Origin of the sequence: Breoghania corrubedonensis (assembly GCF_003053845.1) — a bacterium.
GTDB classification, from domain to species: Bacteria; Pseudomonadota; Alphaproteobacteria; order Rhizobiales; family Stappiaceae; genus Breoghania; species Breoghania corrubedonensis.
The window spans coordinates 41,447-52,470 of the sequence record NZ_QAYG01000015.1; the positions used below are offsets into that span (position 1 = coordinate 41,447).

Annotated in this window: 12 protein-coding genes; 11 read left to right on the forward strand and 1 reads right to left on the reverse strand. The window is 65.0% G+C overall.

The genetic code is table 11. The annotated features are described in order from the left end of the window. Nucleotides 1-4: 4 nt before the first annotated feature. The 4 genes from C8N35_RS22800 (at nucleotide 5) to C8N35_RS22815 (ending at nucleotide 4,685) form a co-directional block, all read left to right on the forward strand. On the forward strand, nucleotides 5-2,221 hold the full coding sequence (locus C8N35_RS22800) for an autotransporter outer membrane beta-barrel domain-containing protein (RefSeq protein WP_107992057.1): 2,217 nt from the start codon (nucleotides 5-7) through the stop codon (nucleotides 2,219-2,221). A 135-nt stretch (nucleotides 2,222-2,356) separates the two neighbouring features. Next, the gene (locus C8N35_RS22805) at nucleotides 2,357-3,796 is read left to right on the forward strand and encodes a phage tail sheath subtilisin-like domain-containing protein (protein ID WP_107992058.1); all 1,440 of its coding nucleotides are present in this window, start codon (nucleotides 2,357-2,359) and stop codon (nucleotides 3,794-3,796) included. Nucleotides 3,797-3,848: 52 nt separating this feature from the next. Beyond that, complete coding sequence (locus C8N35_RS22810) at nucleotides 3,849-4,361, forward strand: phage major tail tube protein (protein WP_107992059.1); 513 nt, start codon at nucleotides 3,849-3,851, stop codon at nucleotides 4,359-4,361. 51 nt (nucleotides 4,362-4,412) lie between these two features. Continuing rightward, the gene (locus C8N35_RS22815; protein WP_107992060.1) at nucleotides 4,413-4,685 is read left to right on the forward strand and encodes a phage tail assembly protein; all 273 of its coding nucleotides are present in this window, start codon (nucleotides 4,413-4,415) and stop codon (nucleotides 4,683-4,685) included. Here C8N35_RS22815 and C8N35_RS23765 read toward each other — a convergent pair. After that, nucleotides 4,682-4,867 carry a hypothetical protein gene (locus tag C8N35_RS23765; protein ID WP_146177467.1) on the reverse strand — a complete coding sequence of 62 codons (186 nt, stop codon included), beginning with the start codon at nucleotides 4,865-4,867 and terminating at the stop codon, nucleotides 4,682-4,684. The two genes, C8N35_RS22815 and C8N35_RS23765, sit on opposite strands and share 4 nt — an antisense overlap. A 3-nt stretch (nucleotides 4,868-4,870) precedes the next feature. On the opposite strand from C8N35_RS23765, the gene C8N35_RS22820 reads away from it, so the two are divergent. From C8N35_RS22820 to C8N35_RS22850, 7 genes are all read left to right on the forward strand, one after another. Beyond that, entirely contained in the window at nucleotides 4,871-7,207 is a 2,337-nt protein-coding gene (locus C8N35_RS22820; protein WP_107992061.1) for a phage tail tape measure protein, read from the forward strand. Nucleotides 7,208-7,246: 39 nt separating this feature from the next. Beyond that, a complete protein-coding gene (locus C8N35_RS22825; RefSeq protein ID WP_107992062.1) occupies nucleotides 7,247-7,681 on the forward strand; it encodes a phage tail protein in 435 nt (144 codons plus the stop codon). 10 nt (nucleotides 7,682-7,691) lie between these two features. Continuing rightward, nucleotides 7,692-7,904, forward strand: coding sequence for a tail protein X (locus tag C8N35_RS22830; protein WP_107992063.1), 213 nt, complete (start codon nucleotides 7,692-7,694; stop codon nucleotides 7,902-7,904). A gap of 95 nt (nucleotides 7,905-7,999) precedes the next feature. Next, complete coding sequence (locus C8N35_RS22835) at nucleotides 8,000-8,995, forward strand: phage late control D family protein (protein ID WP_107992064.1); 996 nt, start codon at nucleotides 8,000-8,002, stop codon at nucleotides 8,993-8,995. Nucleotides 8,996-9,073: 78 nt separating this feature from the next. Beyond that, on the forward strand, nucleotides 9,074-10,012 hold the full coding sequence (locus C8N35_RS22840) for an N-acetylmuramidase family protein (RefSeq protein WP_107992065.1): 939 nt from the start codon (nucleotides 9,074-9,076) through the stop codon (nucleotides 10,010-10,012). Then, nucleotides 10,009-10,506, forward strand: a complete 498-nt coding sequence (locus tag C8N35_RS22845; protein ID WP_107992066.1) for a hypothetical protein — start codon at nucleotides 10,009-10,011, stop codon at nucleotides 10,504-10,506. Before C8N35_RS22840 ends, C8N35_RS22845 begins: the two co-directional genes overlap by 4 nt. Beyond that, nucleotides 10,503-10,868 (forward strand): DUF1515 family protein, encoded by a 366-nt coding sequence (locus tag C8N35_RS22850; protein ID WP_107992067.1) that lies wholly within the window; start codon nucleotides 10,503-10,505, stop codon nucleotides 10,866-10,868. The genes C8N35_RS22845 and C8N35_RS22850 overlap by 4 nt, the downstream gene beginning before the upstream one ends. The last annotated feature ends 156 nt before the right edge of the window (nucleotides 10,869-11,024 follow it).

Genomic DNA, 11,024 nt, shown 5'->3' on the forward strand with positions numbered 1-11,024 from the left:
GACCATGCCGAACAGGTACGGCGACTATCTGATCAAGCGCGGCGACAATCTGGGCGATCCTTCATTCTGGAACCGCCGGTTCAAGGACGTGGACGCGCGGATCGCCGCCAACGAGGACCAGCGCGACACGCTCGACGCCGTGATCGAGGAAGGCCGCGTGGTCTTTCGCGAGAAGGCGAACGACGTTCTGCTGCCGCTGATCAATGAGGTCTACGAGGCGGCCAATGTCGGCCTGATGTTGCGGGTGACGAGCCAGACCGAGCACCAGGTCGCGACTGGCGGCAAGACCTTCATCGTCGATGAGGGCGAGCGCCTGCGCTATGCGCCGCCGGCCTATGTGGCGATCTACCGGATGGAGAGCCCGCAGACCGCCATGCTCGGCGAGGTCGTCTCCTGGGATGCGGGCACCGGCGAACTCACCGTCGATATCGATCGGGTGTCGGGGGCTGGCGCACATGGCGGCTGGACGATCACGGCGGCCTCGCCGTCGGATACGGCGGAGGCGATCGCCGAAGTGATGTCGGCCGTCGATGCGGTCGAGGCCGATCGGCAGGCCGCTCAGGCTGCCGCCGATCTCGCGGGAGAAAAGGCGGACCTGGCCGTCCAGAAGGCCGACATCGCGAATGCCTTCGCGGCCGCGACGTCCGACGATGCGGACCGCTCCGAGGCCGCGATCGTCACTCTTCAGGCGCTTTATGCGGCGCAATCGCGGGTCTTTCTGGGAGCGTTCCCTACCGATCCGGCAACGGACCTCAACGGCGATCCGCTTGCGGCCGGCGCCGAGTACTGGAACACCGTCGATGGGGTGAAGAAGATCTACGACGGCTCCGGCTGGACGGTCTCCTATGTGCCGGTCGGCTCCGAGGTCACATCGATCTTTGGGCGGACCGGCAACATCACCGCGCAGCTTGGCGACTACTCGGCCGACAAGATCACGGCGGCCGCGATCGCCGGCCTCACGGGGAGCACGGTGCAAGCCGTGCTGGGCTCGATCAAGGGCGTGCTCGACACGCATGCGGCCGACATCGCCGATCGGGCGACCTCGGCGGATCTCAATGCGGGGCTTGCCACGAAGTCCGACATCGGCCACACGCACGCCTTCGCGGACCTGACGGAGACGCCGACGACGCTTGCCGGCTACGGCATTGCCGATGCGCGCACGGGCGTCCAGATCGCCGGCGATATCGCGGCCGCCATTACCGGGCTGGCGGATACCGCCTATGTGGACGCCCAGATCGCCACACTGCTGGGCGGTGCGCCGGCCGCGGCGCTCGACACCATCGCCGAACTTGCCGCCGCATTGCAGGACAATGACAGCGACATCGCGGCGATCCTGTCGAGCCTGGCGACCAAGCTGCCGGCGGCGAGCTATACGGCCGCCGATGTACTCGCCAAGCTCAAGACCGTCGATGGCGCCGGGTCCGGGCTCGACGCGGATCTCGTGCAGGGCGCGGGCCCGTCCACCGCCAATGCGGCGAACACGCTCGTCCGGCGGGATGCTGCCGGAGACATTACGGCCAGACTTCTCCGCTCCGAGTTCACCGGGCTGAACGGCACGATCAACTACTTCATGACACAGGTCGCGGTGGGCGGAGAGCCCGGCACGAACAACTACGCTCGCCCGTCGTCGCCGGCGCAAGCGGTTGCCGCTCTCAATGCCGCCGGCGGGATCAACGCAGCAACGCTCGGCGGATCGGCCGCGGCGAACTTCGTCCAGTCGTCCAGGACGATTTCGGCCGGAACCGGGCTCACCGGCGGCGGCAATCTCTCGGCCAACCGCACGCTGTCGATCAACGAGGCGACGCTGGCCGATGTCACTGCCGGCACGAATGGCAAGTTCCCGGACGCAGCCACGCTCAAGGCGGCTCTTGCGGCCGCCCGGCCGCAGATCATCGAAAGCGATGAAATCGACGTCTCCGCAACCGGAGCCTACACATGGGCGCACGGCTTGGGCGAGGTGCCGAAGCAATGGGCCGCGGTTCTGCGGTGCGTTGTCGACGGTGCTGCCACAGGACACGTCAGAGGCGCCGAGGTGCCGATCGCGCTGACCACGTTCTACAACAGCTCGTGGCGCGCGGGCGGCATCTGGGCCGACGATACGGTCTGCGGAATGGCCTATTCGCAATCCTCTTCCATCGGCGTGCCATACACCAGCGGCACGTCGAACGTCGCATATCTGACGGACGGCGAATTCAAGCTGGTGTTCCGGATCTGGGTGTAGGGAGGGGCGACGTACCGGGTTGAAGCTTCACAGCTCGCAGGCCGCTGTCCTGCCGAGACAAAGATCGTTTTCCGCCCGGCCCTTGCGCCGGGTTTTTTCATGCCCGCGTGAAGGGCACCATCGAAGGAGACAGCCATGGCGGATATCGCCTTCCATCACGGTACGCGGGTATCTCAATCGGCGGAAACGCCGGTTCTGATCAGGACCGCGCAGTCCGCCGTCGTCGGCTTCATCGGGACCGCGCCCGATGCCGATGCGGCTGTATTTCCGCTCAACACGCCGGTCCTCCTCAAGGGACCGCAGTTTGCCAAGGCGGCAAAGCTGGGCGAAGCCGGAACGCTGAAGGACGCGGTCGATGCCGTCAACGCGCAGGTCGGCACCTACATGGTGATCGTGCGCGTGGAGGAAGGGGCGGATACGCCTGAGACGTGGACGAACCTTGTCGGCGATCCGACGACCATGACCGGCGTTCACGCCTTCCTGAAAGCGCGTCCGATGCTCGGCCTGAAGCCGCGGCTGAACTGCGTGGCGGGCTATACCGGCGGGTCTCCGACTGACGGCATCCAGTCAATCCAGGTGAGCGCCGGCGGCACGGGCTATTCCGACAATCCGACCATCACCATAACCGATGACGGCGATGGTGCCGGCGCGCAGGCCGTGGCAGTCGTGACCGGCGGCGTGATCACCGCGATTGCCGTCACCCGGCACGGCTCCGGCTACGGCGTGCCCACGGTGACCATCACCGACGAGACCGGCACGACAGCGGCTGCGACGGCGACCGTCGGCGCGGTGGCCAATCCCGTCGTGGTGGAACTCGCGGGCGTCCTCGACAAGCTGAAGGCCGTGGCATGGGTCGACGGTCCCGACACGACCGACGAAGCGGCCGTCGCCTATCGCGGGCTTCTCAATTCCCGCCGGATCAAGGTGGTGGATCCGCGCGTGCTCGTCTGGGACGAAACGCTGGACGCCTATCTGCCGATGCCGGCCGCCCCCTACTTCGTGGGCGTCCAGGCACGGCTCGACCGCGAACAGGGGTTCTGGTGGTCGGAGTCCAACAAGCTGATCAACGGTATTGCGGGCATCAACCGGCCGATCTCCTACGGCGACCAGACCGACTATCTCAACGAGAACGACGTCGCCACGATCGTCAATATCGACGGCACGGGCTTCCGGACCTGGGGCAACCGGGGGTGCGGATCGGAATCGCTGTGGAAGTTCTTCTCGGTCGTGCGCACGGCGGATTTCATCAACGAGGCGATCGAGAGTGCGTTCCTCGAGTTCGTCGACCGTCCCTTTTCGAAGGCCAATCTCAAGATGGCGATCGAGAGCGGCAACGCCTTCCTGCGCACGCTCAAGGCGGAAGGCGCGATCCTGGGCGGGCGGATGTGGATCGAGGCCGATCTCAACGAAGCGACCGAACTTGCCCAGGGCCGCGTCACCTTCTCCGTCGAGTTCGAGCCGCCGGCGCCGATGGAGGACATCCGCATCATCGCCTACCGCAACATCCTCTATTACGACCGGCTGATTTCCGAGGTGATCAGCGAGATCGAGGGCGGCGCGCTTACCGTCGCCTGATCATTCCTTCAACGATGCCGGCACCGACCGGCCCATGTCTTGAGGTTTTCCCATGTCGGAACTCCCCCGTTACATCCTGCGCGACTGCACGATCTTCGTCGACACGTATTCGAAGATCGGGCAGGCGTCGGAAATCACGCTGCCCGTTCCTTCCGAGAAGGTGGAGGAGGTGCGCAATGCCGGCATGGTCATGCCGATCGAGGTGAAGCTCGGGTTCGAGAAGATGGAGCCCGGCTTCAAGATGACGGCGTTCGACCCGCAGGTGATCAAGCTCGTCGGCCTGAAGCCCGGTGTGGAGAAGTCGTTCATGGCGACCGGCGCGCTGGTCGACGAGGACGGCACGGTCCACCCCGCCGTTGCCTACATGCGCGGCTTTCTGAAGAGCCACGATCCCGGCACATGGAAGACCGGCGAAGTGGGCGAGAACGACCACAACATCTCCATCCGCTACTACAAGCTCGAGGTCGACGGCGAGGAGCTGCTCGAGGTGGACCCCTTCAACGTTTCGGTCGGCGGCGTCTCCCAGACCGGTGACATCCGCGCCGCCCTGCTGCTGAACGGCTGAGCGCCGGCCACCGCAGCACATCCCTTCATTTTCTGAAATCGAGGAACGACCATGAGTGAAACGGAAACCGTTGAGGTTACCCTCAAGAAGCCGGTGACCCACGACGGCAAGACCATCGACAAGCTGACCTTCCGCGAGGCGGAACTCGGCGACCTGGCCGCGACCGATGCCGCCCAGGGCGGTATCGGCAAGACCATCCTTCTGATCGCTGCTCTTTCGGGCACAACCGAGGCGGTCACGCGCAAGATCAAGGCGAGCGACCTCGACGTGATCCTGAAAAAGATCGAGCCGCTGGTGGGAAGTTTTTTTACGCAGAACGCCTAGCCGCCGCTTTCGGCGGCAGGATCGTCCGCCGCCCCTGGCGGGAAACGGCGGCGCTGATCGCGCACGTCCTCAGCACCCCCTTGCCGATGGTCCTCGCCATGCGGGCCGACGACGCGCTCGCCTATCACGCGATAGCTGTGCGCATCGGGCAAGTCATCAAGGAAACCTGACATGGAAACCATGATATGGGCCTCCTGAAATCGACGCTGCGTATCGGTCTCGACGACCGGCTCAGTGGCAAGGGCAAGGGACTTCTCGGCACGTTGAACCGGCTGTCGGCCGCGGGCAGCCGGTTCAACAACCGCATGGCCGGACCTGCGGCGGCGAGTGCGATCGGCGGATATGCCCGTCGCCTCGTTGCCCTTGGCGGCGCCTATATCGGGTTCCGCAATACGCTCGGTGCCGCATTCGACTTCGAGGACAAGTTCGCCGAAGTGCGCAAGGTCATCGACACGACGCCGGCGGGGCTCGATCAACTGCGCAAGCAGATCCTCAAGATGTCGACGACGCTCTCCGGCATCTCCGCCGGCGGCCTGACGGAAATCATGGCGGAAGCCGGACAGGCGGGCATTGCGGTCGAACGGCTCGCCCGGTTCACGGAATTCACCGCCAAGGCGACCGTCGCCTTCGACATGGCCGCGAGCGATGCCGGCAACATTTTCGCCAAGCTCGGCAACGTCTATTCGCTCAACCAGGAGAAGTTCGAACACCTCGCCAACACGACGAACTTTCTGTCGAACTCGATGGCGGCGAAGGCGAGCGAGATCCTGAATTTCACGAACCGGGCGGCGGGTGCGGCAGATACGCTGAACCTGCTGCCCGACCAGATGGCGGCGGTGGGCGCTGCCATGACGGCCGCCGGCATCGTGACGGAAACGGCGGCGCGTGGCATGAACGCCTTCGCCAACAAGATGGTGAAGGGCGGGCCGAAGGTGGAGCGCGCCTTCAAGATGGTCGGCCTCTCGTTCAAGCAGTGGTCGAAACTGAAGAAGGAGAACGGTCCGGCTGCGTTGATGGCGCTGTTTGAAGCACTCAACAAGGATCCGGACGGCGCGAAGGCAATTCAGGATCTCGTCGGGCAGGATTTCTCCGACGATTTCGGCAAGCTGATGAAGAACCCGAAGCTGCTTGCTCAGGCCTTCAGGCTGGCGGGCGACGAGGCGAAGATCGCGGGATCGGTTCAGGCGGAATATGCCAACAAGGTTGCGACCGACATAGGGCGCATCCGGCGATTGGGGAACCACCTGAGGGCGATCGGTATCCAGCTGGGCTCGATCATGGCCGGTCCGCTGGGCGCCGGCGCCGAACGGCTCTCCGGTATCTTCGACACGCTGGATCAGCGCGTGACGGTCTTCGACAAGATCAAGGCCGGGCTGGACGGGCTCGGCGCGGGGCTTGGTTTCAAGGATGGAGCGGGAATGCTGTCCAGCCTGGGCGACTGGCTGGAAGGCGGCATTTTCGGGAACGTCGCCACGTTCGAGGCCGATACGGATCGGCTTGGGCAGATTTCCCTGAAGTTCAAGGAGATCGGCGAGAACTTCCGCGCCGCCTTCGATGCGCTCGCCGGTGGCAAGGGCGCGGTCGAGGTCTTGTCGGGGGTCGGCGAGGGGATATCCGGGATGGGGAGCGTCATGTCGATCGGCGGGGCGATCGTGCTGGGGCTGACCGCCGTGAAATTGCTGAAGCTGGCCGGCGCCCTGGTCACCTTCGGGCTTGGCAGCCGCCTGGTGCGCTGGACCGTGATTGCGGCCGGGCTGTCGCAGCTCGGCAAGGCCGGCGCCGAGATGAGCGCGGTGGATTGGGCCGTGGCCGCCGGCGGGATCGCCATGATGACCGGCGAGTTGATCTCCCTGGCGAAGGCTGGCGGCAAAGCCTACAGGGCGGTGAAGTGGATCCTGCGCGGCGAAGCGGCTGCGGGCGCTGCGGGAGTTGCCGGAGGAGTTGCCGGAAAAGTTGCGAAGGGCGGAATGCTGGCGCGTCTGGGGCGTATCGCAAAACACCCGCTCGCTCTGGGCGCAGTTGCCGCGGCTTGGGCGCTGTCGAACCAGACGGACAAATCGAAGAACAAGGATCTGATCGGCGAGGTTCATCGACGCAATCGTCGGGCTTCATCCCGCATGCATCTGGCGCCCGGCGGGGACTACACGCTCGGAAGTTTCGGAGGCTTTCGTGCGTCCGGCAAGGGGGCAGACACCAAGGGAGGCTTCGTCAAGGCACCGCTTGCCTTCAGGCGCAGCGAGGCGGCTGTCTCCGGGCTCCCGTCCTCCCACCAGTCCAGTCTTTCCGGCGGGCGGCCAGGGCCTGCCGATATCAGTCTTTCGGGGCAGTCGATCGAAGCTCTTCTGCGCCCGAAGGGGACACAGGATGTGCGCGTGATGAACCCGCCGCCAGCGCTCTCCGTGCCCGTCTCGGTAACGGTGCATGCGACGACAAACGCCGATCCTGCCGCGATAGGTGAGGAGGCGGGCAAGGCCGTCGGCGAAGCGGTTGGGAACGCGTTGCGGGAAGCTTACACCGACTAGAATTGGCAGAAACCGGGCAGCAAGCGGAGATCGCAAGAAATGGCAGGACCGACGGGAATGGCGCTTGGAGGTTTCGCGTTCGAGGCGCTGGGGTTTTCCTACGAGGACGTGGGACGGACCCTTTCCACGCCCTGGGCGAAGCAGGCTGTCGCACAGCGCTTCGACGCCCTGCAGTGGACCGGGCCCGGCGAAGACGAGATCGAGATCAAGGGCGCGATCTTTCCGCAGGAGTTCGGTGGGACCGCGAGCCTGGAAGGCCTGCGGCAGGCCGCACAGACGGGCGTGGCCCTGATGATGGTCTCTCTCGGTGGCACCATATTCGGCTACCATACGATCCAGTCGATTTCCGAGGACCGCAGCTATCACGATGCCTTCGGGCAGCCGCGCAAGAATGCCTATCGGATAAAGCTGCTGCGCTATACCGAAACGCCGGCGGCATCGCCGCTGAATTCCTTCGTGACCCTTTTTGCCTGAGGAGACGGGCATGGTGACGACGATCCGCTCGATCGAAGGAGACACGGTCGACCTCGTGGCACTGCGCGCCTATGGGCGGACGGCGGGAGCTACGGAAACGCTTCTCGACGCCAACCCGGGCATCGCGGCGCGTGGCGTGTTCTTGCCGGTGGGAACGGTCCTCACTGTCCCCGATATCACCTTCTCCGAGCCGACGGCTTCTCTCGTGACCTTGTGGGACTGAACGGGATGGCGATCGCGTCCACCCTTATCGGGGAACACCTTGCCCGTCCCTCTGCCGGCGGCCACCGGCAGAGCTGGTGCGAATAGGCTCATACCATGCAACCAAGAGCAATCGTGACGGTCGACGGCCAGCCGGTCGCCGGGGCGTTCTATGAACGGCTGATCTCGCTGGCCGTGGCGGATCGCGATGGCGCGCGCGCCGACACCGTGTCGATGGAGCTGGCGGATGGTCCGCCGGCGTTCCTCGCACTGCCGCGCCGCGGCGCGCTTGTCCGGGTGCAGCTGGGCTATGTGGGCGCAGGCCTGCGCGACATGGGCGGCTTTACCGTCGACCAGGTTTCCGGCGGGTGCCTGCCGTATTCGATGACGATCACGGGCCGATCCGCCGATTTGCGCGCGGGCAAGATGAAGGAACGGAAAGAGCGCCATTGGGACCACAAGACCCTTGGTGACATCATCGAGGAGATCGCCGGCGAGAATGGGCTGACGCCTGTCGTGAGCGGAAAGATCGGCTCGCATGTCTATGACTGGCTCGGCCAGCAGGACGAATCCGACATGCACTTTCTCCAGCGTCTTGCCGAGCGGCACAACGCGCTCTTCACGGTGAAGGAAGGGCGGCTGGTGTTTGTCGAGAAGGGGGCTGGCGCGGCGGCGTCCGGCCAGGCGCTTGCGACCGTGATCATCACGCCGGAGCGGGTGATTACCGGTACATGCCGGTACCAGTTCGCGGACCGCGCCAAGTACAGGAAGGTGGTCGCCTACTATCAGGACCGCGACGAGGCGAAGCGCAAGGAAATCGGTGTGGATGCGGATCCGGACGGGGAGGCGACCTATCGCATCCCGGAACCCTTTGCGAGCCCTGCAGAAGCGGACAAGGCAGCCCAGGCGAAGGCAAGGGAACTGATGCGGGGCGGATTGACCGCATCTGTCAGCGTGCCGGGAGACACGTCGATCCGCGCGGGTGCCCCGCTGAAATTCGCCCGCGTTCGCGCCGGCCTCGATGACGAGGATCTGATCATCGACACGGCGACGCACCGGCTGGACAAATCCAAAGGCTACGTAACCGAGATTTCCGGAAAGTCGAAGAAATAGGCTTCCCGGATCCGACTGGAACCACGAACGAGACCCGGCCTCTGAGCCGGGTTTTTTATTGGGCGGAAGGATAGACACATGGAACTTGGAAAGGGCAGGGCGGAAGCGGTGTCGGATGACGCCATGGCAGCGCTGGCAAGGGAGATCGGCTGTCACCCGGCCGATCTTGAGGCGATCGCCGAGGTGGAGAGCAACGGCTTCGGCTGGTTCCCGGACGGCCGTATCAAGATCCTGTTCGAGAAGCACTGGATTTACAGGAACCTGTCCGGTACCGCCCGCAAGCGCGCGGTGCAGGCGGGTCTGGCGCGCAAGAAATGGATTGCGCCCAAGGCTGGCGGCTACAGCGACCAGGCCACGGCCGATCAGCGCTACGTCCTGCTGGCCCGTGCGATCGAGATCGACGAGGAGGCCGCACTCAGATCGATCAGCATGGGCCGCTTCCAGATCATGGGCTTCAACTACAGCCTTTGCGGCTTCACATCCGCGCGGCAGATGTGGGCAGCCTTCTGCGACAGCGAGAAGCACCAGCTGCGCGCCTTCGCGAGTTTCCTGCACAACAAGCGTTTGGGCGAGGCGCTTCGGAACCGCGACTTCGCACGCATCGAGGACGTCTACAATGGCGGAGGCCTCGGCGGCGCCTATGCGCGACGCATGGCGCGAAAGTCCGATCAGTTGCGTGCCGGCAAATGGCAGGGCTGGGAGGAGAGAGAAGGCGGTGCGAGCGAACCCGTTCTGCTTGCTCCGGCGCCTTTGCCGAACCCGAAGCCGATTGCGAAATCGCGCACGGCCGGCGGCGCGGGGCTTGCTGCCGGCGGCGGCGCTGCCGTTCTCGTCCCGCCGGTCAGGGAGATGGTCGACGTTATCGAGGGCCAGAAGGAAGCCCTGAGTAGCGGCGACCTGATTGCGATGGTCATCGGCGGCATGGTCATCGCGGGTGCGGCCCTCGCGCTCTACGCCCGGCTAGATGACGGCGGATACCTGGACAGGTGGCTGCCCTGGCGGAGGAGGGCTGCATGATCGCATCTATCGCCGCCGGCGCTGTTTCCTTCCTGCTGAAGCTCGGCTTTGGCGGGATCGTGGACAAGGCGCTCGCGCACCTGGAGGCGCGGGCCGACAACGAGACGGAGCGCGAACGCATCCGCGCGCAAACGACCGTGGAGGCCGTCCGCGCCGAGGTTGACCGTATCCGGGCCGAACAGGAAACCGCACGGCATCTGGCGAGCGAGGGCACTGCGCGGCAGACCGCGAGATTCAGCCACCCGATCTTCTGGGTTCTGGTCACGGCCGCGCTCGGCCCCGGTGTGCTGAACCTGTGGATGCTCTGGCTCTACAACTTTCTCTGGTGGTCGGGCGGAATATTCCCGCAAAGGTGGTCGATTGCCGCCTATCCGCCGCAGGCGGCCGTGTGGGTGGACATGTCGATCCGCTGGCTGTTCGACCCGGTTGCCATGCCGGTCACGATCGCGACGGCCGCCGGCGCGGCGCTGGCGGCAGGACGAAAAAGGCGATGACCGATCCGTTGCACGATATCCAGCGAGAGTTGGGGCGGCTGATCGGGCTCGTCGAAGGGATAAAGGACGACCAGGAAAAGGAGACGCGCCGGGCCTCCACAAGCCGGCGCGACCTCCACGCCAAGGTTGATGCTGTCAAGGAGAGGGCGGAAGACGCCGCCCACGCCGCCGATGCCGCAAAGACGGCGGCCGATACCGCGAATGCGAAGATCGAAAAGGACATCATGCCGGTGATCGACGAGGTGCGACGCTGGAAATTCGCGGGCATGACGTGGCTTGCGATCGCCGGCGTGGCCGGGGCGTCCGTGCTGGCCTTCGTGATCTGGGCTTGGGATGTGATCCGGGCGAAGTTCGGGGGGTAACAAGCTCGACGTTGACGACACACACGTTCTGACCGCCCCGGCGCATTGCACCGGGGCTTTTTTACATCCTAGATAAACCTCCACCTACGGTGGAGGACTGGACGAGTTCTACAATATAGGTGAGAGACCTCCATGCTTGAACCATTGGCGTGGTCA

What these genes read in the sequence shown, in the direction of transcription:
- C8N35_RS22845 (WP_107992066.1), top strand. Translation starts at nt 10,009, where the DNA reads ATGATCGCATCTATCGCCGCCGGCGCTGTTTCCTTCCTGCTGAAGCTC.
- C8N35_RS22850 (WP_107992067.1), top strand. Translation starts at nt 10,503, where the DNA reads ATGACCGATCCGTTGCACGATATCCAGCGAGAGTTGGGGCGGCTGATC.
- C8N35_RS22815 (WP_107992060.1), top strand. Translation starts at nt 4,413, where the DNA reads ATGAGTGAAACGGAAACCGTTGAGGTTACCCTCAAGAAGCCGGTGACC.
- C8N35_RS22835 (WP_107992064.1), top strand. Translation starts at nt 8,000, where the DNA reads ATGCAACCAAGAGCAATCGTGACGGTCGACGGCCAGCCGGTCGCCGGG.
- C8N35_RS22810 (WP_107992059.1), top strand. Translation starts at nt 3,849, where the DNA reads ATGTCGGAACTCCCCCGTTACATCCTGCGCGACTGCACGATCTTCGTC.
- C8N35_RS23765 (WP_146177467.1), bottom strand. Translation starts at nt 4,867, where the DNA reads ATGGTTTCCATGTCAGGTTTCCTTGATGACTTGCCCGATGCGCACAGC.
- C8N35_RS22825 (WP_107992062.1), top strand. Translation starts at nt 7,247, where the DNA reads ATGGCAGGACCGACGGGAATGGCGCTTGGAGGTTTCGCGTTCGAGGCG.
- C8N35_RS22800 (WP_107992057.1), top strand. Translation starts at nt 5, where the DNA reads ATGCCGAACAGGTACGGCGACTATCTGATCAAGCGCGGCGACAATCTG.
- C8N35_RS22820 (WP_107992061.1), top strand. Translation starts at nt 4,871, where the DNA reads ATGGGCCTCCTGAAATCGACGCTGCGTATCGGTCTCGACGACCGGCTC.
- C8N35_RS22830 (WP_107992063.1), top strand. Translation starts at nt 7,692, where the DNA reads ATGGTGACGACGATCCGCTCGATCGAAGGAGACACGGTCGACCTCGTG.
- C8N35_RS22840 (WP_107992065.1), top strand. Translation starts at nt 9,074, where the DNA reads ATGGAACTTGGAAAGGGCAGGGCGGAAGCGGTGTCGGATGACGCCATG.
- C8N35_RS22805 (WP_107992058.1), top strand. Translation starts at nt 2,357, where the DNA reads ATGGCGGATATCGCCTTCCATCACGGTACGCGGGTATCTCAATCGGCG.